Source organism: Mesorhizobium sp. ISC25 (assembly GCF_042295465.1).
In the GTDB taxonomy this organism is placed as follows: domain Bacteria; phylum Pseudomonadota; class Alphaproteobacteria; order Rhizobiales; family Rhizobiaceae; genus Mesorhizobium.
The window spans coordinates 6,079,130-6,101,203 of sequence record NZ_CP135441.1 but is presented as its reverse complement, the minus strand read 5'-3'; the positions used below and the strand labels follow the sequence as shown (position 1 = coordinate 6,101,203).

Annotated in this window: 20 protein-coding genes and 4 pseudogenes; 13 read left to right on the top strand and 11 right to left on the bottom strand. The window is 59.4% G+C overall.

Going from position 1 to position 22,074, the window contains the following annotated elements:
- Positions 1 to 218: 218 nt before the first annotated feature.
- Both RQ479_RS29985 and RQ479_RS29980 read right to left on the bottom strand, forming a co-directional pair.
- Positions 219 to 1,225, bottom strand: a pseudogene (locus RQ479_RS29985) (RcgR family putative quorum lactone hydrolase).
- Positions 1,215 to 2,071: pseudogene (locus RQ479_RS29980) on the bottom strand (RcgA family putative transporter); the annotation flags it as partial. The pseudogenes RQ479_RS29980 and RQ479_RS29985, both read right to left, overlap by 11 nt.
- A 119-nt stretch (positions 2,072 to 2,190) precedes the next feature.
- On the opposite strand from RQ479_RS29980, the gene RQ479_RS29975 reads away from it, so the two are divergent.
- The 4 genes and pseudogenes from RQ479_RS29975 (at position 2,191) to RQ479_RS29960 (ending at position 8,337) form a co-directional block, all read left to right on the top strand.
- Complete coding sequence (locus RQ479_RS29975) at positions 2,191 to 5,538, top strand: AAA family ATPase (RefSeq protein ID WP_376703411.1); 3,348 nt, start codon at positions 2,191 to 2,193, stop codon at positions 5,536 to 5,538.
- 33 nt (positions 5,539 to 5,571) lie between these two features.
- Positions 5,572 to 5,767 (top strand): annotated as a pseudogene (locus RQ479_RS29970) (IS66 family transposase zinc-finger binding domain-containing protein); the annotation flags it as partial.
- 374 nt (positions 5,768 to 6,141) lie between these two features.
- Positions 6,142 to 6,651, top strand: a complete 510-nt coding sequence (locus RQ479_RS29965) for a ferritin-like domain-containing protein (protein WP_376703410.1) — start codon at positions 6,142 to 6,144, stop codon at positions 6,649 to 6,651.
- Between the two features lie 486 nt (positions 6,652 to 7,137).
- Positions 7,138 to 8,337, top strand: a complete 1,200-nt coding sequence (locus RQ479_RS29960; RefSeq protein WP_376703383.1) for an IS256 family transposase — start codon at positions 7,138 to 7,140, stop codon at positions 8,335 to 8,337.
- A gap of 524 nt (positions 8,338 to 8,861) precedes the next feature.
- Here RQ479_RS29960 and RQ479_RS29955 read toward each other — a convergent pair.
- Positions 8,862 to 9,047, bottom strand: a complete 186-nt coding sequence (locus RQ479_RS29955; protein ID WP_376706044.1) for a DUF982 domain-containing protein — start codon at positions 9,045 to 9,047, stop codon at positions 8,862 to 8,864.
- Between the two features lie 578 nt (positions 9,048 to 9,625).
- On the opposite strand from RQ479_RS29955, the gene RQ479_RS29950 reads away from it, so the two are divergent.
- Positions 9,626 to 9,778 (top strand): hypothetical protein, encoded by a 153-nt coding sequence (locus tag RQ479_RS29950; protein ID WP_353015409.1) that lies wholly within the window; start codon positions 9,626 to 9,628, stop codon positions 9,776 to 9,778.
- 1,306 nt (positions 9,779 to 11,084) lie between these two features.
- On the opposite strand, the gene RQ479_RS29945 is transcribed toward RQ479_RS29950, so the two are convergent.
- Complete coding sequence (locus RQ479_RS29945; protein WP_376703409.1) at positions 11,085 to 11,219, bottom strand: hypothetical protein; 135 nt, start codon at positions 11,217 to 11,219, stop codon at positions 11,085 to 11,087.
- A gap of 117 nt (positions 11,220 to 11,336) precedes the next feature.
- On the opposite strand from RQ479_RS29945, the gene RQ479_RS29940 reads away from it, so the two are divergent.
- Positions 11,337 to 11,540, top strand: coding sequence for a hypothetical protein (locus tag RQ479_RS29940; RefSeq protein WP_376703408.1), 204 nt, complete (start codon positions 11,337 to 11,339; stop codon positions 11,538 to 11,540).
- 522 nt (positions 11,541 to 12,062) lie between these two features.
- Here RQ479_RS29940 and RQ479_RS29935 read toward each other — a convergent pair.
- Both RQ479_RS29935 and RQ479_RS29930 read right to left on the bottom strand, forming a co-directional pair.
- Complete coding sequence (locus tag RQ479_RS29935) at positions 12,063 to 12,320, bottom strand: hypothetical protein (RefSeq protein ID WP_376703407.1); 258 nt, start codon at positions 12,318 to 12,320, stop codon at positions 12,063 to 12,065.
- On the bottom strand, positions 12,317 to 12,610 hold the full coding sequence (locus RQ479_RS29930; RefSeq protein ID WP_376703406.1) for a hypothetical protein: 294 nt from the start codon (positions 12,608 to 12,610) through the stop codon (positions 12,317 to 12,319). Before RQ479_RS29930 ends, RQ479_RS29935 begins: the two co-directional genes overlap by 4 nt.
- Before the next feature lie 227 nt (positions 12,611 to 12,837).
- On the opposite strand from RQ479_RS29930, the gene RQ479_RS29925 reads away from it, so the two are divergent.
- The 3 genes from RQ479_RS29925 (at position 12,838) to RQ479_RS29915 (ending at position 15,359) form a co-directional block, all read left to right on the top strand.
- Positions 12,838 to 13,191 carry a hypothetical protein gene (locus tag RQ479_RS29925; protein ID WP_376703405.1) on the top strand — a complete coding sequence of 118 codons (354 nt, stop codon included), beginning with the start codon at positions 12,838 to 12,840 and terminating at the stop codon, positions 13,189 to 13,191.
- A gap of 498 nt (positions 13,192 to 13,689) precedes the next feature.
- Positions 13,690 to 14,559: an MBL fold metallo-hydrolase gene (locus tag RQ479_RS29920; protein ID WP_376703404.1), complete on the top strand. Its 870-nt coding sequence runs from the start codon at positions 13,690 to 13,692 to the stop codon at positions 14,557 to 14,559.
- A 338-nt stretch (positions 14,560 to 14,897) separates the two neighbouring features.
- The gene (locus RQ479_RS29915) at positions 14,898 to 15,359 is read left to right on the top strand and encodes a YidB family protein (protein WP_376703403.1); all 462 of its coding nucleotides are present in this window, start codon (positions 14,898 to 14,900) and stop codon (positions 15,357 to 15,359) included.
- A gap of 1 nt (position 15,360) precedes the next feature.
- Here the strand turns inward: RQ479_RS29915 and RQ479_RS29910 are convergent, their stop codons facing one another.
- Positions 15,361 to 16,398, bottom strand: a complete 1,038-nt coding sequence (locus RQ479_RS29910) for an ATP-dependent DNA ligase (protein ID WP_376703402.1) — start codon at positions 16,396 to 16,398, stop codon at positions 15,361 to 15,363.
- Positions 16,399 to 16,658: 260 nt separating this feature from the next.
- Between RQ479_RS29910 and RQ479_RS29905 the strand changes: the two genes are divergently transcribed.
- Positions 16,659 to 16,817: a DUF6894 family protein gene (locus RQ479_RS29905; RefSeq protein ID WP_376703401.1), complete on the top strand. Its 159-nt coding sequence runs from the start codon at positions 16,659 to 16,661 to the stop codon at positions 16,815 to 16,817.
- A 12-nt stretch (positions 16,818 to 16,829) separates the two neighbouring features.
- Here the strand turns inward: RQ479_RS29905 and RQ479_RS29900 are convergent, their stop codons facing one another.
- A complete protein-coding gene (locus RQ479_RS29900) occupies positions 16,830 to 17,201 on the bottom strand; it encodes a hypothetical protein (protein ID WP_376703400.1) in 372 nt (123 codons plus the stop codon).
- Between the two features lie 833 nt (positions 17,202 to 18,034).
- Here RQ479_RS29900 and RQ479_RS29895 point away from each other — a divergent pair.
- Positions 18,035 to 18,460: a YidB family protein gene (locus tag RQ479_RS29895; RefSeq protein WP_376703399.1), complete on the top strand. Its 426-nt coding sequence runs from the start codon at positions 18,035 to 18,037 to the stop codon at positions 18,458 to 18,460.
- Positions 18,461 to 19,580: 1,120 nt separating this feature from the next.
- Positions 19,581 to 19,838, top strand: coding sequence for a hypothetical protein (locus tag RQ479_RS29890; RefSeq protein ID WP_376703398.1), 258 nt, complete (start codon positions 19,581 to 19,583; stop codon positions 19,836 to 19,838).
- 171 nt (positions 19,839 to 20,009) lie between these two features.
- Here the strand turns inward: RQ479_RS29890 and RQ479_RS29885 are convergent.
- A pseudogene (locus tag RQ479_RS29885) lies at positions 20,010 to 20,330 on the bottom strand (low affinity iron permease family protein); the annotation flags it as partial.
- Positions 20,331 to 20,530: 200 nt separating this feature from the next.
- Between RQ479_RS29885 and RQ479_RS29880 the strand changes: the two are divergent.
- Positions 20,531 to 21,013, top strand: coding sequence for a pyridoxamine 5'-phosphate oxidase family protein (locus tag RQ479_RS29880; protein WP_376703397.1), 483 nt, complete (start codon positions 20,531 to 20,533; stop codon positions 21,011 to 21,013).
- A gap of 97 nt (positions 21,014 to 21,110) precedes the next feature.
- On the opposite strand, the gene RQ479_RS29875 is transcribed toward RQ479_RS29880, so the two are convergent.
- Complete coding sequence (locus RQ479_RS29875) at positions 21,111 to 21,692, bottom strand: hypothetical protein (RefSeq protein WP_376703396.1); 582 nt, start codon at positions 21,690 to 21,692, stop codon at positions 21,111 to 21,113.
- A complete protein-coding gene (locus RQ479_RS29870) occupies positions 21,689 to 21,985 on the bottom strand; it encodes a hypothetical protein (protein WP_376703395.1) in 297 nt (98 codons plus the stop codon). The genes RQ479_RS29875 and RQ479_RS29870 overlap by 4 nt, the downstream gene beginning before the upstream one ends.
- Positions 21,986 to 22,074: the final 89 nt, after the last annotated feature.

Below are 22,074 nucleotides of genomic sequence, written 5' to 3'. Positions count from 1 at the left end.
GAGAAAGAGGACACGTCACTGGCCGAAGCTCATGGTCGGCTCGAAACGAGAGCGAGGGAAATCCTTCGAAGGGCTTGCCGAGGCATCACGCCGATTGGGCGGAGAGGCAGCCGCCTTGATTCACACTTTCGACTACCAGAGACTTTGCTGGTGAACTGACCGGCCAACGCGAAACTCATGCTCGCCGAGCCGACTTGTCAGCAGACGACAGAGACCGCTCAACGGCCGCGGCTTAGTAACCGCTTCAAGCTCAAACCGGCCAACAAAATGTAAGGCGGCATAGCGAGCGAATAGTGACCCAGTTTAATTCCAAAATATTTGGCCTAGCCCCGGCGTCCTTCAGCCTCTGCATGAACCTCTCCGATAGCTCTGGCAACACCACTTTGTCTCTCTTAGCCAACACAGCCTGAAAATCGAGATCAGGCCGTGCCAAACTATGCACGCAATTCTCCAAGTTAAGTGGACCCCACGCCCTCCTGAGATCGGTCAGCTCAATCTCAGGCTCAAGGCTATCGCGTATCGATAGTGTCGCGCGGCCCGTCCAAACCATATCCGCTAGACTCCCTGCCGTCAGAAACAACGAGGCTTTTGACACAGCCAAGTCGTGTGCCGCGACTATGGCCGCAACCCAGGAACCTAAGCTCATTCCGAGAACCGAAATCTCTCGATAGCCTTCGCTTTTCAACCAACGTATGAGTTTTCGCCCATCCAACACTGCCTGCCTTACAGATCGGATCGTTCGACCGAGATTAGGGCTAAGCATATAGTCGGCGTGCACGGAGCCGGGACAGCTGCGTTCGAAGTGATAAGGCATAGCAATCTCGACAACCGTGATGCCACGCTGCGAGAAAAAGTTGGCAATCTGACGATTCCGGGCGCTTGCATTCCAATGGTGAAAAATCACCATCGCCTGATCGAACGAACCGCTTTCTGTGATTTTCGCCCAGACGACATTGTTCTGTTCGATATCAGTAGAAATGTCCGATGGAAATTTGAGCCACCCATCTAGCCTTTCAAAACCCTGATCACTCACACTCGGCTCATCGAAAAAGGCTGGATCAGCAACCGCTTGATCGGCAAAGGCACAGAATTCGTCGATGGTTGTTATCTTCTTCGCACCTGGAAAGGCGCGTTCCGCGTCCAGGACGAAATCCGTTGGTTTCTTCCCTTCCTCACCGCGTCGCGCCCGCCGCTCATCCCAATGGTCAAGCCAACTATGATACACTCTGATTGTTTCCTAACGTACTCGCTCGCCATCGCCCCAACCCTGGATCAAAAAGGCCGTATATTGCGAGCAGCACTCCAACGCCCAGAAGGATCGAAAGCCAGCAAATGCATCGATCAGCAAATAGCCAGCCACGAGTAACGCTAGGATCGCTGACATCCTCCACAAAGGCATGCAAAACCGACCTTCGACACCCAAACGGATTGAGCCGTACAGAAATACAACACAGGTTGAGATAGCGACAAGAAGGCTACTGTAATGGGTCGGCCTACGATAGATGATCCCGGCGCTCACATCATCGCGCCCATAGAAAGCGGAAGACATATCGCCGACCAACCAAGCCACAATATTCTCTCCACGCGATGTCAGGTAAGCACTCTGGACTTTCATGACTATGGCGATCAGAACCCCCAAAACGGTACACCGAAAAATCCCCCGCATAACCCTGAGGCTGGCCTCATTGAGCTTGTGTTGATAATCCATCTCCGGCCGATTACTCGCTGCTTCTCCAATTCTCCAAAGATCATGGATCACCGTATAGAGCAAAATGAGACATACAAAGAACAGATAAAAGCATACGCACATGTATAGGTAAGCGAGCCCGGTGAATACTACCGCTTCTGGCACCGATATGACTTCAGGGCGCACAATCGCTAACGAGCCCCAATCCGTCGCATAGTTGCCACCACCTTTCATCAACGGGATCAATGACACGCCGATCCACTGAAAAAGACCGGCGAACAGCACACAAATCAAAAAAACCGCCCAATATGAATACGAAGAAGCTTCTATGCTGCGCGCCCAGGCATCGTCGCTTTCCATCTTGTCGCCCTGCGCTGCAAGCTTCTTTGACAAAGACCGCGGTTGCCAGGCGGCCTGGCCAGAGAGATTTCCGCCTACTCCATCAATTTGGGATATAGTCCGGGGAACAGAGCAGCCCCCCGCAGCCGAAGAGGAGAAGGGGCGTGGATATCGCGGCATGGCTACTGAGCCTCGGCCTGCAGCAATACGAGCCGGCTTTTCGCGAAAACGACATTGAAGCTGATACGCTTCCCCACCTCACGGCCGACGATCTCGTAGCGCTCGGGGTCATATCGATTGGTCACCGCCGCAAGCTGCTCGCCGCCATCGACGCCCTGCGCGCTCGTTCGGATACAGCGGCTATCTCAACCACGCGATCCATGGCAGCGGTCCCAGGGCCAGCCCCGCCGCCTGCCGAAGCTGAGCGGCGGCAGCTAACGGTCATGTTCGTCGACGTCGTCGGCTCGACGGCACTCGCAGGCCGCCTGGATCCGGAGGACATGCGCGAGGTCATTGGAACCTACCATCGCTGCGTCGCCGAGACTGTTGGTCGCTATGGCGGCTTCGTGGCGAAGTATATGGGCGACGGGGTCCTGGTCTATTTCGGTTGGCCACAAGCTGATGAGGCCGATCCCGAACGCGCTGTGCGCGCCGCTTTGGCTACGCTGGAGAAGGTCGGCCAGGCCGCGCCAGCCGGCGAACGGCTGGTCGCTCGGATTGGCATAGCCAGCGGTCTCGCGGTCGTCGGCGACCTGCTGGGTGCCGGGGCCGCACAGGAACAGACGGTAATAGGCGAGACCCCAAACCTTGCCGCGCGCCTACAATCCCTCGCTGATCCTGGCAGCGCAGTGATCGACGCACAAACGCGGCGGCGCATCGGCGGCTTGTTCGAATGCCGCGAGCTTGGCGAATTTCGTCTCAAAGGCCTATCTGGCGCTGTGTGCGCGTGGGAAGTGCTGGGCGAAGCAATGGTTGAGAGCCGCTTCGCGGCAATGCACGGGGCCTCTCTCCCGCCGCTGGTGGGCCGCGATGACGAGCTCGAGCTGCTGCTGCGCCGCTGGCAGCAGGCAAAGGACGGCGAAGGGCAGGTGGTCCTCATCTCCGGCGACCCCGGCATCGGCAAGTCCCGCCTGATCGCTGCGCTCGAGGAGCGCGTGGCCGGAGAGGCGCATCTCAGACTCAAGTACTTCTGCTCGCCGCATCACCTCGACAGCGCGCTACAGCCCATCATCGCACGCTGGCAGAACGATGCGGGTTTCGTGCGCAGCGAGTCTGCGGACGCACGGCTTGACAAGCTGGAAGCTCTGCTTCTCCCACTCGGCGCAACTCGCGAAGAAGTGACGCTCATTGCCGAGTTGCTTGGCGTGCCGAGTGGAGAGCGGTATCCGCTTCTGGCTCTCAGTCCGGAGCGCAAGAAGGAGCAGACCTTCGGAGCATTGAACCGGATTCTGGACGAAAGGGCACGTCGGTCCCCCGTGCTGATCCTGTTCGAGGACGCGCATTGGGCCGACCCAAGTTCGCTTGAGCTGTTGGACAGGTTAATCATGCGTCTGGCCTCTTTGCCGGTAATGGTGATCATCTCCTTCCGGCCAGAATTTCATGCGTCTTGGGTCGGCCAAGCCAGCGTGACTTTGATGGCGCTGAGCCGCCTTGGCCCTCGCCAGGCCACGACGCTCGCAAGTCAGGTTGTCGTCGGTCAGTCGATTCCGGCGGGGATGCTGGAGCGGATTGTGGCGCAGACTGATGGCATACCTCTCTTTATCGAGGAATTGACCAAGGCCGTACTGGAGCGCGCCAGTCAGCCCGCTATCGTGGGCTCAGCGCTTTCGGTGCCGAGCACCTTGCAGGCTTCACTGATGGCACGGTTGGACCGGTTGCCAAGCGCAAAACAGGTCGCACAGGTCGGCGCGGTTATCGGCCGAGAGTTCAGCCATGAGCTGCTGGCCTCGGTGGCGGAAATCGCCGAGGCGGTATTGATGCAAGGATTGGATGAGCTCGTAAGCGCCGGTCTCGCGTTCCGCCGCGGCACCCCGCCCGAAGCTACCTACTCATTCAAGCACGCGCTCGTTCAGGATGCAGCCTACGTGAGCCTGCTGCGTCGCACGCGGCAGAAGTTGCACTCGCGGATCGCCAAGGTGCTGGAAGAGCGATGGCCGGAGGTGGTCGAGACCCAGCCTGAGATTCTCGCCCATCACTTCACACAAGCGGGCTCAATGGAGCGCGCCGCCGATTACTGGCAGCGGGCTGGCGAACGCGCGTTCCGGCGCTCGGCAGCTGCGGAAGCCACAGGCCATCTTGCCAAGAGCATCGAATTCTTGCGAACCTTGCCGGAAGACCGAGCTCAAGCGGAGCGTGAGCTGCATCTCCAGACGATGCTCGGGCAGGCGTGCATCGCCCGCCACGGCTACGCCGCGTCCGAAACCGCCGCCGCTTTCGCCCGCGCCCGGGATCTGGTCGAGGCCGTAGGGGACGTTTCACAACAGTTTCCCGTGCTGTATGGGTTCTGGGCTGTCCAATATGTCCGGATGGCCGTTCGAGAGCAGCAAAACCTCGCTGGCCATATTCTCGCCTTGGCCGAGCAGCATCCCGACCCGGAGCGACTGTGCGTAGCGCACCGGATTTGCGGGGCCACCAACGAAATGATGGGCGAGTTGCCCGCCGCCCGAGAGCACCTCGAGCAGGCCATTGCGCTGTACGACCCGCAGCGGCACGGTTTCACGGCCTTTACCTTCGGACAAGACCTTGGGGTTGCCGTGCTGTCGCACCTGGTGTGGGTCCTGTGGCTGCTGGGCTACCCAGATCAGGCATCTCGCCGGCAAGCCGAAGCGCTGGCGTTGGCGCGCAGTGTTGGGCATAAAAACACTCAAGGGTTTGCCCTGATGTACAGCGCGATGGCGGGTGCGTATGGCCACGACCTCGGAGTGGCCGCTGACCACTCGGCATCCTTGCTGGAATTGGCTCGCGAGCAGAAATTTGATCTGTGGAGAGCTGGCGCGACTGTGGTCAAAGGCTGGGCCATGGCTCGCCAAGGGCACGGAGCAGTCGGCATTGCGGCGATCGAGCGCGGACTCGCGGAGTGGACGGATAGCGGCGCGGAACGGATGCGGCCCTTCTTTCTGAGCTTGCTTGCCGACGCCTGCGCACTCTCCGGTGACGTGCGACGGGCGCTCGGGGAACTGGATGAGGCTATAGCGGCGGTCGAGCGCACGGGGCAGTGCTGGCCGGACGCCGAACTGCATCGATTGCGAGGGCAGTTCCTGACAGCTTTGCCGGACGGCGGAAGACCAGGCGAGGCAAGCGCCGCGTTGCAGCGCGCGATCCAGATTGCCCAGCGTCAATCCGCGAAGTCTTGGGAGCTGCGCGCTGCCACCACTCTCGCCCGGCTCTGGCGCGAGCAGGGCAAGCAAGCCGACGCACGCGATCTGCTCGCCCCGGTTTATGCTTGGTTCACCGAAGGCTTTGCGACACCGGACCTCAAAGAGGCCAAAGCAATGCTCGACACCTTGAGGTGAACAGAGGCCACGCCACTCTCGGGCGGCTCCTGAGCCAGGAAACGTCGGACGAACCGCGGCGCGTTGCCATCCCATCTTGCCGTGGAAATGATCGTCGACATCGAGGACCATGCCTACCCATGCTACCGCAATGGCTTGCCGGATCGGCGAGGACGTGAGCGAGCGGCTCGACATCGTTCCGGCGCAGCTGCGTGTAATCGTCGTGCGCCGGCCTAAATATGCCTGCCGCGGCCATTCTGCGTGCCTGCCTGCGGCGCAGCGATCAGGATGAGATTCAGCCTCAATCAAGATGAGACTCGGCGGAGGTGGTGTGACGCAGTGAGGGCGTAGCCCGAACGGAGTTACACCGCCTCCGCGACGCCCACTGCCGACGTCTGTTGAGCGCGGTTGGCTGAAGTACCTTGGCGATTTTCACCTTTGTGCCACGCCGTCAATAACCGACCATCAGATGAGGTTCTTTAATGAAGTTACGACAGGAACACACGGGATGTTACTCCGCGCGCGCCTGAGAGCCGTCTCATCGGACCTCACTAATCCGACCAGATGAAGTGGGAACAATGTCACCGTTCGGCAGTTCTCCTCCACTCACTAAGGAGATTTGAAATGTCAGAGGCGCGAGAATGGCTTATCCAATGGCTTAGAGATGCTCATGCCATGGAAGAGCAGGCCGAAACGATGTTGAACGGGCAGTTGAGCCGTATCGAGAATTATCCCGAGCTCAGCGACCGAATCCGACTGCACCTTGATGAAACGAGACAGCAGGCTGCTCGGTTGAAAATCTGCCTCGACCGAATGGATGAGGGTTCATCCACGATGAAGGATGCTGGCGGAAAGCTAACTGCAATGGCGCAATCGTTGAGCGGCATCTTCGCCGGCGACGAGGTGATGAAGGGATCACTCGCGAGTTACACGTTCGAGCACATGGAAATAGCCTCCTACACGATCCTAATTGCCGCAGCTCAATCGATGGGCGAAACTGAGGTCGCGCGGGCTTGCGACGAGAACTTGCGAGAGGAGGTCGCGATGGCGGAATGGTTGAAGGACCATCTTCCCTCGACAACCGAGCAGTTCCTCGCGAGGGCCGAAACGGAAAGCGACAGCGCGAAGCGCTGATGAGCTTGCAGGGTACGCGCCGCTTCTGAATCCTTCCGAGGAACCCTGATGCGCCCGTCGGCCGAATTCATCTTGCACTCGGTTGCCGAGAAAACATCGCCGCCGCAGCAGCGTCGTCTTGGCGCCGGCTTGGGACCCCGGCGATGATGGCGCCCGGAACACACAGCTTCAGATCCTCGAAGCGCGTGCCCCTGACTCAACTATGGCGGTTACCACGACCGCAGAAGCCCCTGATTGCGGGAAGGAAGCTAGCCGTCAGCCGGCGTCCGCGATGTGGAGGTGCCGAAACGAGATGCCCTATGGCGAACTGCAGTAAGCAAGTAAAGGCTGGTCGTGTCCCCACAGGTGGTGTAGCTCGGCGGTTACGAAGCCGCTCGCGAGCGCGCCGTTAGTCGCGCTGTAGCGAGTGAGCGGCATGTCGGTGGTCATCGGCGCTTTCCGGTAGGGTTTGGTTGTTGACGCCAACCCAATTCGGAAGGACCACCGATGACCGACGACATGATGAACCTGCGCACGCTCGTGGAGAAGACCCCGGATGCCGATCTCCTGCGCGAGATGATCGGCTTTGCCGCCGAGCGGCTGATGGAAATGGAGGTTGGGGCCGCCACCGGCGCCGCCTATGGCGAGAAGAACCCGTTGCGCACGGCCCAGCGCAACGGCTATCGCGAGCGCGACTGGGAGACGCGCGCCGGCACCGTCGAGCTGCGCATCCCCAAGCTCAGGAAGGGCTCTTACTTCCCCGGGTTCCTTGAACCACGCCGCATGGCCGAGAAGGCGCTGACCGCCGTCATCCAGGAAGCTTATGTGCAAGGCATCTCGACCCGATCGGTTGACGACCTGGTCAAGGCCATGGGCATGAGCGGCATCTCCAAGAGCCAGGTCAGCCGGCTGTGCGAGGAGATCGACGGCAAGGTCAAAGCGTTCCTTGAAAGACCCATCGAGGGCGACTGGCCCTATCTGTGGATCGACGCCACCTACCTGAAGGTGCGCCGCGGCGGTCGCATCGTCTCGGTCGCCGTCATCATCGCTGTCGGCGTCAACGCGGACGGCCGGCGCGATGTGCTGGGCATGGAGATTGGCACCTCGGAGGCCGAGCCGATCTGGACGGAGTTCCTGCGCAAGCTGACCCGCCGCGGCCTGCGCGGCGTCAAGCTCGTCGTCTCCGATGCCCACGAAGGCATCAAGGCGGCCGTCACCAAGGTGCTGTGCGCGACATGGCAGCGCTGCCGCGTCCACTTCATGAGGAACGTGCTGGCCCATGCCGGCAAGAGCGGCCGCAGGGTCGTCTCCGCTTTCATCGCCACCGCCTTCGCCCAGGAGACGCCCGAGGCCGCAAGCGTGCAATGGCGCGCCGTCGCCGACCAGATCAGGCCGAAGGTGCCGAAGCTGGCGACAATCATGGACGACGCCGAGCCCGACGTGCTGGCCTACATGACCTTCCCGAAGGAACATCGCGCCAAGCTGCACTCGACCAATCCGATCGAGCGTCTCAACGGCGAGATCAAGCGGCGCACCGAGGTCGTCGGAATCTTCCCGAACGACGACGCCATCGTCCGCCTGGTTGGCGCAATCCTGCTCGAACAGAACGATGAATGGGCCGTGCAACGCGCCAGATATATGACTCTGGAAACGATCAGCCAGATGAGCGATGATCCCCTGATCAGCTTGCCAGCCGTGGCGCGCTGATCAGCCCGGCCCATGCCGGAGAGCACGGCGACCAATGCCGTCAGCTACACCACTCCCTGGGACACGATCTAAAGGCTTGCCTAACGACGTCGTGATTGCATCGTCTGAGCTGCCAAGTCTGACCCGGCGTGCGAGCTCACTATCCAGACACCGCGCCACGCCATACAGGTCAAAGCATACGTCCATTCGTTTCCAAAACTTCCCTGTCTACCCCGGGACAGCGACCAAAGATGTGGGAACATCGGGATAGATCCGACTTACGGGTCCGCACCTTAATAGCCTCAAGGAGACGGTTTCCCAGAAAGTCGAAACGCTCGGCCAAGCATCGCCCACGAAACGGCGAAACTATCTCGACATTTTCGCAACGACGGTCCCCCGATCCCGTCGAACTCGGCCTCGAGGCCGCCGAAGCCCAACCATAATGAGGAACGATTGCGGCGAGCGGGGTAGGGAATGTCGCAGAAGGGGAGGAAAGCTCCGGTTCAACCCCTATGGGAACGAGCAAGGAATGCCATAAGCGAACTCTAATTTTGTTCGCTAAGAAATATCCTTGCATCCTTGGCCGCAGCGATGAACGCTTGGCGCGCGACCCTAGGAGGTTTTTCGCCACGGAAAACAGCGAGGCAGGCCTCGATCGCGGCAACGCGGGTCTTGGAGGCCGGTTTCGGCCAATCCTTCAGCAGCACTTCAGCTGCGTCTGATACCGACACGACAACCCTGTCGCGATCGATCCGGCCGGTTTGAACGACGATCGGCTTCGTGAAACGTCTCGTACGCACGACACTCTCCCAAGCAACGCCGCATGTTAACCGCGCCTGATCTGCCGCGCCATCTGAAAAATATTACCCAAAGACGCTAGAGAATGACGAAGTCGTTGTCGATCCGCGGAAGGGATCGCCTCCCGGTTTGGCTCGCTCGGGCCTGGGCTTTTGAAGTCGACAGATTCCCAGGGCTGCGCCTTGGCCCTTTCGAGGACCTAATGGCGCGTCACCTCGGAATGGGCCGGTTGCGGCTCGGCTATGTTGAATTGCCGCGGGCATTCTGCGTGACTGGGCTCCATCATCGTCGGGATCCGGAACAGTACCGCTGCGACCCGTTCATCGTCCACCTAGTTTCGGGACGGTTGGGTTTGGCGCAACTGGATTAGCTTGGTCAAGTGGTGGCGGTTACCACGACCGCAGAAGCGCTTGATCGCGGGAAACGCTCCATGACCCAGCGACGAAACACTACGCCATTTCCCAATGCATAACCTCGGCAGCAGGCACAGCCCGTCGAGGTGAAACGCAGCATGGCAAAACTGATGGGCGTCGGAGTGGACAAATACGCCAGAACCTATTGTCATCGTTTTTACGACGCGTGGGCCGACGGCCGATACACCTATGAAGACTATCTGACCCTGCTGAAACCGGGGAGGCCACCCTCGAAATTTCTTAAAGGTTGATCACTTGGATCGAGCGAGCCCATCGAGCCTGCCACCGGGTCGGAAAATTTCAGTAAGCCCCCTGAGCCGAACACTCAAAAGGTTCAAAAGCCTGCCGAGGATTCGGCGGAAAGGGCAGTAGCGGGACCGGGCCGGGAAACGTACGACCGCGCCAAATGTTTTGGCCAAGCCATGATCGATAGTGAACGGGGCAGACCGCGAAGCCGATGAAGCCGCCGGCTCCGAAGGCAGAACTTCGTGCGCAGCAGTTAAACCGGACGCTCAGAAAGAGAGCCCGTAAAGTTTTGAGATGTTCTAAACTCGGCAGAGGGCCTGATCTGGCCCCACTTGCTACCGAATCCGCTCTCGATTCCATGCTCGCTTCGTTACATCGGCACCACTCAAACGAATGGCAATTATCTGTCTGAATGCGTTTAGGGTCCATTCGCGGAGGCCCACGCATCCGTCGCGTGGGGGACACAGTAACTTCCCCTTTAAAGGCGTCGAGATGCCACGAGCACCGAAAAGTCAGTTCCTTAGACCTAAAGATCGAGCGATCTGCCAGCGGGTTGTCGACCAGATAGCCGCCGACGCCAAATCTTACAGCACCTCGATAGACAGCCAGATTCTCGCGTCGACCACACTGTCTCTCTTTCAATCCGGGGTCGTCAATGAAGTGAATTTGCTGGCACATGTTCGCGCGCGTCGCCATGACTTCACCAAGCAGGCCGGCACTGCGTCGCAGCTCGCTTCTTGACGCCCTCAGGAGCTGGCCGGCATGCACCGGCACTCGCCACCTTGCCCGATAGCGAGTGAAAAAAATGGGTGGCCTGAGGCGCTCACCCACTCTAACGAGTAGCATGCTGTTCCGACGCTGTTCTGAGCATCCGATTCAATCAGGTGTGCCAGTCCGTTTTGAGAATCCGGTAACGAACCGCTCCCTCACGGCGCTTCTCGCTTCATCCTGTCCATGATCTCTATTATCCCTTGCATAACCCGTTTGTCGGATTTCTCTTACAAAAGCCGAAGAGAGACGCCCAAATCTCATTGATGGTCATACTACCGAGATCGTGCCGAGGCTGAACTAAGTGCTTCAGTCCCAGGTCAATGCTTGTATCCCAGACACCCCAAATTAAGCCTGCCTGGAATATGTTACTCGTACAGGACAACTGGTGGTCAGGTGTACCCCGCTCACGCGCAAATCGCCAACTGCCGAAGGCCGGGCCAGACAGCTTGTAGGCAGCAAATACCCTAATTCCACGCTGGGCGTTACCCAGGCAAGCGGACAGCATCACCGATCAGCGGCCGAAAATTTGGATAAGCGCCCTCAGATCTCGCCGACCCTTCCATCACAGACGAAAATGGCCTGCCCTTGAGCCATCAGGATATTCGGATCATCTTCCTCGTCTTCATCGGGCTCGTAAGCGGCCGGTGCCTCCAGCAGGTCGATGGCCGGCATCATTGAAAACAACGAAATGTAGGCGCGACTGCGGAGTGCTTATTTTGATTTGACTCGCGCAATTCACCGGCAGCTAATCTCCCGCCAGGGCAAAGAGGGGCCGCGATCAGGGAGAAAACAATGGCCGTGCAAAAGGAAGACTATCGAACGAACAGAGCCGACTTTGCCATTGCTGCTATGCATAACCGAGCGACTGCTGGAGCCGATCCTGACGAGCTGGAAGCAAGAAAAAAGTCTCTTTGGCTCAGAGATCGGCGATCTGCAATATTGGCTGCAAATCCGTCAGAAAGCACCCCTCAACCGAAGACCAAACCGCGCGTTTAGCGAGTCGGGTCCAAGCAACTTCCTCCTGCTATCGTCAATCGCGCCTTGCGAGGGCGAAGCTTTTGACGTTCAGTGTGAGTAGGGGGATATCACATTGCGCAAACACCACACCTTCGCGGCGGCGGGGGCAGCGATTATCCTTTTGAGCGGCTGCTCCGGTTCCGGGGTTGGAATGCCTGGCTCACCGGCTTGGTTTGCCACCACACCACAGGCGGAGCAGGTAACCTACTTCCGGAACCGATGCGTCACATACGGCTTTGAGCCAGGGACCCCAGCCATGGCCCAATGCATCCAAAACGAATCCATTTCGTCTCGCGGCAGGGCATCTGCCAAGGCGAATGCGGCCTTCATCAACATGCAAAACAGTCAGCCGAAAACAACGACTTGTAACCGCTTCGGCAGCACCGTGAACTGCACGACTTATTGATTTTCGGCCTATTGCGAACGCTCGCCTGCAAAAATGTTGGCGCGTCATCGCCCTCGCCGGCCTGAAGAAATTCGGCTACGGCCCAGCTGCCGGCTCTACGATCTTGCCCGGTAGGCAGGCGGCGCGGTGTCGGGCGTATAGGTCAACCCGACACGCTTGCCACTGCACTTTGCGCACTTGAGCTTGGGAATCAGATCATCCGCCATTGCTGGCGCCTTAGGGCCGAGCTTAGCCTTCAGCTTTCCGAGATCGAGCGGCTGATTGTGGTGGCATTGTGGATTGTAGCAATACACATGGATCTCCATGCGCTCGTCTATTAGCCCCTGAACTGTCCAGCCTTTTGCCGCACTCATCCCCGGAACCGTTCGGTGATCCAATGGATCTTGCCGTCGATCTTCATTGGCTTGTGGATCATCAGCCGCTTCGGCAGGTGCTCCGGATGCACTTCGAGCAGCGTAATCTTCACCGTCGGCTTGCAGCGGCTGCAATCGAATTTCAGCTTTAACGGATCGACCCCGCCGCCATAGACCATCATCAGGTCAGCGGAACGGCAGTAGCGGACGTTGCCGCAGCTGCATTCAGCCTTGACGAGCATATTGTGCCGGGTCGCCTTGCCCAGTGTGTCGATCGGATCATGCGCCATGAGAACAGAGAAGGAACATTTTCCTTGATCGTCAAGATCGGCTGTGGAATCTTTTCAACCAAATCTGGGCAGAGAAACTAGCAATGAGCGACGAACTGATCCGTGTTCCCGGCGCAATAGAGCCCGTCGACCAGAGTTACAAAAATTGAGCTTCTTCGGGGAACAGTCTTTCTGTCTGCCTGTTGGATGTGCCAGCGCATCCCGCGCATTCAGACAGGAGAAAGAAGATGAAACGCATCCTTTTGGCTTCGGCCGTGCTGGCGGTGTCGGCCGGGCTTTCCTTTGCCCAGACGACGAGCGGAACTTCGAGCGGAACCTCAACGAGCGGAACCTCGAGCACGACAACCATGCCCAGCACGACGGATCAGGGCACCGGCACGACGAGCAGCGGGACCAACATGTCCGGCGATCAGGGCACCGACACGACCACCACCAGCGGCACCACGACTCAGAACTCGGCCAGAGACTGCGCGCCCGGCCAGCAGACTGGCAGCGCTCAGCAGGCGGCGCCTGGTCAGCAGGACACGACAGCCACGACGGCCGCGCCGGGTCAGGTGAAAAAGACCGACCAGGATTGTTGATGGCACATCGGCTCAGGTTAGAATCACCAGCGTGTGGCTGGCTAGCCTCCCGGGACCAGCGGCTGCGCTCAACTCGGCTGGCGAGCAAGTTGCCGCCAGCCGAGCATCAGTTGAGGAACCTCTGCGCTTGAGGGCAACGCAGCGGCGAGACCGAACCGCTCCGCCGCAATGATCGCGATTCGGAACCCAATCCTGGGTGGGGGTTCCTGCGGCGGATTTGAATCGTGATCGTCGCGCAGCCGTACCAGCAGTGCCGCCCGCAGGCCCGCCGCGTGCGTTGGCGAAATACCGCATTCAATCGGGCGCGCGCCATCTTCGTTGCTCAGTCCAGCTCGTCCTTGCATGGCCGAGTGATGCCGAACCGATTGGTCGAGCCTTTGTTCCGTTGATGGACTGTCCGGAGCTGGGTGGCGAACGAGGAACAAGGAGGGCCGTGCCAAGTTCGGGGCGATGTACCACCGCCGCCGATCGGCGGCAACAAAAGAGGCACGGGATCACATGACCGTTCAAATTCGACTTTCCGAGATCGACCACGCCAGGCGCGAGAATCGTGGCGACGGCGCTTGGAGCATCGCACCGGACTTGGGTTATTTGCGGCTAGCAATCGTCAATGTCGTGTTCTTCGGCGCACCGGGCAGCGGAGATCGGAACTGGGTGCTGATCGATACGGGGTTGCCGACGTCCCGCAGCAGGATTCTTGCGGTCGCGGAAAGGCGGTTTGGCACGAACGCACGGCCGGCCGCGATCATCCTGACCCACGGCCATTTCGACCATGTGGGAACGGTTCTAGACCTCGCAAATAAATGGGACGTGCCTGTCTTCGCGCATCCACTGGAGCGCCCCTATTTGGACGGAACCGCATCCTATCCGCCACCCGATCCCTGGGTCGGGGGTGGACTGATGGCGCTGCTTTCGCCGCTTTTTCCACGCGGGCCAATTGATCTTGGCAACCGTTTGGAACTCTTACCTGCCGACGGATCGATCCCCGGAATGCCCAGATGGCGATGGTTACACACTCCCGGGCACGCCCCTGGACATATCTCGCTCTGGCGCGAGGAGGACCGTTCGCTGATCGTAGGAGACGCTTTCATCACCACCGGTCAGGAGTCAGTCTATGAGGTCGCCGTCCAGGGTCTCGAGATGCACGGTCCGCCGCGCTACTTCACGCCGGACTGGGATGCGGCGGAAAGATCCGTGAAGCACTTGGCTGCCCTGAACCCGCAGATAGTCATCAGTGGACACGGTGCGGCTGCTGCGGGAGTGGGCATGCGTCACGCTCTTGACAGCCTGGCTGAGCGGTTCAGGGTGTTCGCCGTCCCGCCGAAATTGAAATTTGTGCGCGAGCCGGCGGCAGTCCAAGATGCCTGAGATTAGCCGAGCCGCCGTCGTTCTGAATATGGTCAAGTTGCGCAAACTTTACCTCTCGAGCCGGTAGAGTTACCCGTCCGATCGCGCGGCCCCATCGTCGCCGACAAACTCTGACAAGCGGAACAAACCCGAGAGGCGCCGGTTAGGGCGTTCGATCGGCGCAGGGCGACTGCGGCCAAGCGCCCCGAAGTTCGGCGTCAGGAGAAGACGTCCGATGGAAAACGAGTACCCCCAAGGACGCGTCCTCTCCGCCGACGAGCCGACCAGCCCACACGCGTCGGCATTCGCCAAGACTTGGCTTCGATTCGCTCATGGGCCAAAACCGTGGAGGAGACCGAATGGCAAATCTGGGAAGATTGGCGATCGCCATGCTTGGCGTTCTGGCATACCAAAATCGCGACAAGCTCTGTGAATTGTTTCCGGGAGCAGGGTATCTTAACCCAAACGACCCGCAACGCAGAATTCTGGCTCAGATAACGAATGGCGTGTCGAGGGCTGACCTTGGTGAGATCCTCGACCGCTTCAGGGAGGTGGGGGCAGGATCGAAGGTCGACTCGTGGGTTGGCAGCGGGCCAAACCAACCAATCGAGCCAAGGGACGTCGAAGCGGCAATGGACGAAGGTACACTCACGTCCATTTTGATGCACACGGGCCTTTCGCGCGAGGAGCTAATCAGAAGGATTGCGCGGGATCTACCCGAGACAGTCAACGAGATGACGCCGAATGGTGAATGGCCGCCTGAGCCACACAAGGCTTGGATAAGTCGACCCTGCTCGACGATGTATCCTAGACTAGCCTAGTCTAGCCCTCCTCGCCGAAGCCCAGCAGAGAAGCGTGGCGTATATATTTGTGCTCACCACGAAGGTGCTTGATCCGCAACTTCACGCCAGGCTTGACCCACTGCGTCGCCGGTCGCTTCTTAACGCCCTCCGGAGGCGGGCCGGCATGGTCCTGGACGCGCTTCCACAGCCGTTCCTTCATGTCCCGACCCAAGCTGATGAACGCTGACCCGACATATTTCCCGGTCCCAGGCTGCGCCAGCAAGGCGAATGCCGCCTTGCCAGGTTCCCGCTCAACGCCGAGCAGCTCGTAGTCTTGGACCGTGAAGCTCTTGGTCTTCAGCCAGTTCGAAGTCGGGCCGCTGCGATATGGGCTGTCGGCGCGCTTGGAGACGATCCCCTCGAGGCCGGCCTGGTCGGCGAGATAGAAGATCGCCTTGGGATCACCAGGCAGCGAGTCGCTGAACTGGATCCTGCTGTTCGACTTGATGATACCGAACAGGATCTCGCGGCGCGCCTTGCAGCCGATGTGGCGCAGATCGTGGCCGTCGAGATGCATGATGTCGAAGGCGCCGAGGATCATGGCGTAGGGGTCGCTGTGGACGGCCCTCTGTAGCGCGTCGAAGTCCGGCAGGCCGGCCGCATTCGTGACCACTGCCTCACCCTCAAAGATCGCGTTCTTAACATCGAGCTCGCGCGCGGCTTCGACGAGGCCGGGGTATTTACTCGTCCAGTCCGCACCACCTTTGGTAAAGGCGCGGATATCGTCGGGGCTGTTGATGACGATCTGCGTTCGACAGCCGTCGAGCTTGATCTCGTGAATCCAGTGCTCACCCTCGGGCGGCTTTGAGACCAGCTTGGGCCCCATCGGCGGAATGAACTCGAGGCGGCTGCCGCCGGTACTTACAATTTTACGCACCCAGTCAAAACTAGATACAAAGCTATATAGCCAGAGTGAACGGAACGTGATTCCACAGGGGTGTGGCAACGAAAGCTGCTTCCCGGCGTTGCTGTTGATCCGAATCCGAAGGAGGGCCAGAATGGCTGACGACAGGAGCAAGCGGGATTTCCGAGACCGCAACCCCGTATCGGCGGACGAAGACTATGAGGTAGAATACTTCGCCGAGCAAAACGTCCGCGAAGTCGAAGAAATATCGCGGCATTGCATTGGTGCATCGTTTCCGGATCAGCTGAGACGAAGCGATTTTGCAGCTTCTGTCAGGCGAGCGCGGTCGTTGCCGTAGGTCTTGATCAACTGCCAAACCTGGTCGGGCTGCCAACGACCTATATTCGGACGATCAAGGTTCCGATCTTCCTGACGTGGAAGCTGCCAGGATCGAGGCAGCAAAGGCCTTGGCCGCGATCGTGAAAGACAAGGCAGATGGTTCTGCCCAGGACTTTGCGATGATCGTTCGCACCGAGACGGGCGAGGTTTTGCTACGCGCCAAGATCAGACTCGAAATTGAGATGGCGCACTGAGGTGAGCGGGCGTCAGAGAAGATAGGAACGAGCGAGCGCGTACCCTACCAGCAGCAACATCGAGAGCACATAAAGGACCAGGAGCAACGGAACCACAGATGGTTCTCGATCGAAGGCGGCGTCAGCTTCGTCCTGTTCCTCAAACAGATTGCGATCCAGCCTGGCTTTCGTGACCACCGTGTCGTCCGGCCCATTTTTGCCGTCGGTACCTCTCGAAATCCTTGTCGCGATATCCGTTCGGATCACTGGATCCTCGGGCAGTTCGCCCGGAAGCCATTCAGGAAGATTGTCGCCACGGTTCTTGTGCATGGCGCCAACAATGCTTTCTGCCCTACTTATGTTCCAGATTTCTAATGTACGAATTTGACCAGGGGTTTCGCTCACCGCGTCAATGTCGAATAGCCCGCCGGGAGAAGACGGGGGCCGATTGATGTGGCAGCTATTCATATGAGGAGGGACTTGCTGCGCTAATATGAACCGTCGCGCCGGTCGGTGTTGCAGCAGTCCCGCCGCACATGCCAGGACGGCGGGACCCGATCAGGCGACTTGCACCAGGCAGGGGGGATGCGGGGGCTGTGCTTGCCCGGTTGCGCGCGGTCAGTGACCGTAGGCGCATCAGCTGCAACGCGTCCACCAACCGACGGTGGAAGAAAGGCTACTGCAGAGCCGGGGGACTCGCTAGCAAGAAAAGCAATACAAGCGCCACCCAAAAGCCAGATCCGCCAACGCCGCCATTTCACTGCGAAGCTGTTCCATCGCGTGTTTCCAAGGAGTTTTCAGCCCTCAGCCGCTGCTCCCGGAGCCGAGCCGTCTTTGCGTCTCGGGCCGCGCGCTCAACAGCGATTAATGACCGTGCAGCATCTGACGTGCGCTGCTCTCTCTCATCTCTTTGTGTCCAACTGGCCAAGCGGCGCTCTCCTATGCGAGGCCCGATCTGGGCGGATAGTGCTACTGATCGAACCATCGTCGCAGGCGGCTGTTCCACCCAAGACAACAAAAAGCCCGCCGACCGAAGCCGACGGGCCAAGTGTGACCGACAGCGACCGCAATTTGTTGTCTGGCCGGAGTACAAAACACCAACCCGCGAAGAGGCCGAAACTTCCGCAGATGCTAATACAACAGGTGCGAGGCTAGCCCGGAATTCCGGTGGGAGACCCGACCCATGGAACCTTTCAAAGCCGCATGCCTTGTCCCTTTTCGATAGAAGGAGATGCGAAATGAGCCTTGACATAGGAAAGGTCGCCATAGCGTTGCTCGGCCTGCTTGCCTACAAGAACAGGGACAAGATCGGCGAGTTGATCGCTGGCAGGAAATCGACAGATCCCAACGCTAGCGCTGGCTCCCCCGGCGGCCTCGGCGACATCCTGGACCGCCTCAGGAATGCAGGTGCGGGCGACCAGGTTGATTCGTGGGTAAGTAAGGGATCAAACCGGCCCGTTCAGCGCGAGCAGGTTGAAAAAGCAATCGACCCGCAAACGTTGGACGATCTGGCCGAGCAAACCGGATTGTCCCATGACGAGCTTCTCGACCGGCTCACAAGAGAACTCCCCGACGCAGTGGACAAGCTCACTCCCGACGGCCAGTTGCCAGCGAGTAAGGGTCCAAATCTCCTGGACGAGGTCCCAAGGACTGGTCGTACTTAGCGCGATCTCGCCACGACAGGTAAGATCATCCCGGGTCGCTTTCGCTCGCAACCAGGCGGTTCGGAAATGGTTGCGAATGTGGTTGTTGAGTAGCGGTCCTTCGCGAATTCGGCCTTAAATGCCGCAAAGGTCTCCGACGATACTTCTTCAAACTCCCACTTGCCGCTGGCGACGAACCACACCGAAAGGACCTTGCGCTCGGGATCGCATTCCGTTTTGCGAATCGAGGTAGAGGGCATAAGGAATCAACGAGCGAAAAAGCCGTCGCGTTCCTCGTCTTTGATGGCGGGGCCCAAAGAAAGCCCGGCGACGCGACCGTCCCTCTAGTTCTGCGCCGGCGGCTGCCCGGGGCAGAAACCCTTCAGCGCCGTAGCGATGCCCATTCCCACCGATTCGTCAGGGGTGATCGAGCACGCGCAGCGTGCCAGGCTCATCGCCGCCACCCCGCAAAGCAGCAGGACCTAGTAATCGCCCTCGGACGACGTCGCCTCCCCCATTGGCGAGAAAATCGTATTCCGGAAAGCAGCCCTTTAGGAAGACCTCCACCTGGCGCAAGCCGGCTTCCGAGCGAGCGACGATGGCGCGGAGTTTCTGCAGCTGGCGGATAATCATTTGTGAGTGCAGGTCTGCACCTGCATCTTATTGGCGCTTCTAGACGTTTGCCGTCGAAGAAGATGCGACGGACTGACATTATGTCGAAGAACAAAATCGACGACCTGGAAATCGCCGCGCTGGAACATGCCGCCGGAGCGAGGCGTCGGCCTCTGCTGGTATTGCCCAGAATATGCGTATGACCCCTTTGCCCTCTTGAGACGTTCGATCTCCGACGCCGGGAACAAATCCGACGTATGGATAAGTACTCACCAACAAACGCTTTGCCGCGGTACCGCCCAGCACTCAGCAATAATGCCATCGGAGAAGAACTAGACCCCACTGCCGACAACCGGTCCGTCGGCATTTTGGCGGAGGTGCTGAGAAAGGAAAAATAACGGTTACAACTAAGCCGCCTTCCCGCTTCTGCGCTTCCCGCTGCCCCATGGTTTGGTGCCGTTGGTCCTTGGAACGGAGTCGCATCGTCGGCGTTACCGGGCCAACTAAACGCTGCCAGTGATATGGAGGAATGGGCGTGATCGAGTTGACTGAGAAGGAAAAGCGCTTTCTCAAGCGCGTTGACACCATCACCCACGTTCCCTGGTCGAACAAAGTCACCGCCGCAGATGCCAAAGGCAAGCCCCTGCGCATCGCGAGGGCGACGTTTACCCGACTAAGAGAGGAGGGCATCATCATCCGATCTACTAGCGACCTGACCTCGAACACCTTCGTCATTAATTCTGCACCCGTGACGCCACAAGTCGAGGAAGTGCTGCAAGCATCCTGATCGGGGCCGGGCTAACCTTTCGCTCTGATCTCAGCGCTTCTGCGCTCGCCGCTGCCGGCGCACCTCGTTGCGCTTGGCAGCCGCCGGCGAGGCCTTGGACAAACCACGTTGAATTCCGTCCAGTGTATCGCTGCCAGCGACTCCCTCGTGCTCAGCTTCTTGATCAGCCGCCGCGGCTTCCAATTCAAGCCGCGCCAAATGGGCCCTGATCTCCTCAGGCTCGGCGTGCTCCAGCCCGACGACATTGTTCCTCGCTTCCTTCAATGCAACAATGATCTCATCGAGCTTCGCATGGATGGCAGCAGTGTCGCGATAGCCCTGGATCAGCACGACGCCGGTAATCACTATCGCAGCCACTGAGAGCGCATAGGTGATTACGTTTGTGAGCCCGAACGGAACCATCGCAGTGCAGGCTATCATCGCGGCGATTAGCACATAGAAGCCGGGCGGTCGGGATAGAAAGTCGGCGATCACGAAGAGAAATCGGTTCATGCGAATCCCCGTACGAACGATGTGATCCGATTGGGGCCGCATTTCGGGTGCTCGTCAATGGCACCCTCTTTTTTGTTGGCCTGCCCAAGTTCGTCCTCGAGCCGTCTCGATCTGGGGCGGGCGGAACTCCGCTTATCGCCGGTACGCGCTTGGAACCACGGCAGACACGCGGCGTTTTGCGTTCTCACAGGAGAGAAGCCATGCCCGACAACGATCAGGAATTCAAAAGCAAGTTTTGGGATTCGATCCGTTCCGACATGACGGCAATGATCGGCGTCCCGGGCGTCCACCCTCGACCGATGACAGCGCAGTTCGATGGTGACCGCAACGTTATTTACTTCTTCACAGCGAAGGACACCGACTTGGCCGAGGCCGTTGCATCCGCAAAGGAAGCGACACTGGTCTACTCCGCTAGGGGACACGACCTGTTCGCTACCGTCGAAGGCACACTGAGGATCGACAATGATCCGGCAGTCGTCGACCGGTTGTGGAACCGCTTCGTCGCCGCCTGGTTCGAAGGAGGCAAGGAAGATCCGAAGCTGTGCTTGCTCAGGTTCGATCCTGCGGACGCCGAAATCTGGAAAGATGCATCCAGCATCGTTGCCGGGGTGAAACTTTTCCTGGGGATGGGCGACCCGAAGGAGGACTACAGAGACAGCGTGGCACAGGTTCGAATGAAGTGACCGGACCTGTTAGAACGGAACTCATGCAGCTTCCTTCCGCCGCCTGGCCTCTAGCTGACGCCGGCGCTCATTGCGCTTGGCAGCCCAAGAGAAGTCATCATGCTCCCATGTGCGATCCACGAATTGAGGCAGTCCCGTTCGCCCGCATCTTCCGTGATCGTAGCCGAACATCCCTGATTTCATGGGTGTGATGCAACAGCCTGATTTCGGCGCTTTCGCTATTTTGGGATGTCCTGCGGGCGAGAATGGCCGCGATTTGCTGCAAAGCCCGGTTCTTTCTATCGCGCCCGGTGTTCGGATGAATGCCCTCCACCTTAAAGCACCAGCTCCGGAATGACTTGCCGCCAACCTGCGATCTGGCCCAGGCGAGGAGCGCACGACGTTCCTTCTCATTGCCGACGGCGAGCAGCCATTCGTGCAGCACCTCGTGCTCGCTGAGCTCTTGGGCCGAAGGCATGGTGACGATGCGGTCCCAGAACGCCGTGCGCTCTTCGGCCAGCGGGTCGGCCTTCGGGTCGAGCTTGTCGCCGACCTCCTTGCGCCAACCGAGCTTGTCTGTGTAAGTATGAACGTACGGAAGGAGTTGCGCACGAAGCGCCGCCGGACCGACATGCTCATGGCTGGCGCGCTCGATCTCGGCCGCCCGAATGAAGCGCTCCGCGATTTCACCGATATTCAAGCCCGCCTCCTGTCATCGAATAGATCGGGCTGGCTTGCCCTGGGTCCAAACGCGCGCACCACTCGCTCATAGATCATTCCGCCGAGGGCGAAGCGCAACGGCACGACGCCGCGCAGATCCTGGCCAATCAACTGCAGCTCGCCGACCGGGCAAACATCCCACATCGTCAGCCAGTCGCCGGCGCGGCGCTCGACCATCTCAGGGCAGGCTCTCACCATGTCGGAGGCCGCCCAAAACGGCACCTCGTCGAGCTGGCCTTTGTTGTTGTCGGTTTCGGCCAAGGTGGACAGCACGAGCCGTAAGTGCCCTTCCCCGTGCCGGCGCATGATGCGTGCAAGCGTTTAGATAGCCTGCGCCTGCCCCGTCAACGTCAGCGTCTGTT

Bases quoted from the DNA above. Each gene is read 5' to 3' on its own strand.
- RQ479_RS29965 (WP_376703410.1), top strand. From the start codon at position 6,142: ATGTCAGAGGCGCGAGAATGGCTTATCCAATGGCTTAGAGATGCTCAT.
- RQ479_RS29960 (WP_376703383.1), top strand. From the start codon at position 7,138: ATGACCGACGACATGATGAACCTGCGCACGCTCGTGGAGAAGACCCCG.
- RQ479_RS29950 (WP_353015409.1), top strand. From the start codon at position 9,626: ATGGCAAAACTGATGGGCGTCGGAGTGGACAAATACGCCAGAACCTAT.
- RQ479_RS29945 (WP_376703409.1), bottom strand. From the start codon at position 11,219: ATGATGCCGGCCATCGACCTGCTGGAGGCACCGGCCGCTTACGAGCCC.
- RQ479_RS29940 (WP_376703408.1), top strand. From the start codon at position 11,337: ATGGCCGTGCAAAAGGAAGACTATCGAACGAACAGAGCCGACTTTGCC.
- RQ479_RS29935 (WP_376703407.1), bottom strand. From the start codon at position 12,320: ATGAGTGCGGCAAAAGGCTGGACAGTTCAGGGGCTAATAGACGAGCGC.
- RQ479_RS29930 (WP_376703406.1), bottom strand. From the start codon at position 12,610: ATGGCGCATGATCCGATCGACACACTGGGCAAGGCGACCCGGCACAAT.
- RQ479_RS29925 (WP_376703405.1), top strand. From the start codon at position 12,838: ATGAAACGCATCCTTTTGGCTTCGGCCGTGCTGGCGGTGTCGGCCGGG.
- RQ479_RS29920 (WP_376703404.1), top strand. From the start codon at position 13,690: ATGACCGTTCAAATTCGACTTTCCGAGATCGACCACGCCAGGCGCGAG.
- RQ479_RS29915 (WP_376703403.1), top strand. From the start codon at position 14,898: ATGGCAAATCTGGGAAGATTGGCGATCGCCATGCTTGGCGTTCTGGCA.
- RQ479_RS29895 (WP_376703399.1), top strand. From the start codon at position 18,035: ATGAGCCTTGACATAGGAAAGGTCGCCATAGCGTTGCTCGGCCTGCTT.
- RQ479_RS29890 (WP_376703398.1), top strand. From the start codon at position 19,581: ATGGGCGTGATCGAGTTGACTGAGAAGGAAAAGCGCTTTCTCAAGCGC.
- RQ479_RS29880 (WP_376703397.1), top strand. From the start codon at position 20,531: ATGCCCGACAACGATCAGGAATTCAAAAGCAAGTTTTGGGATTCGATC.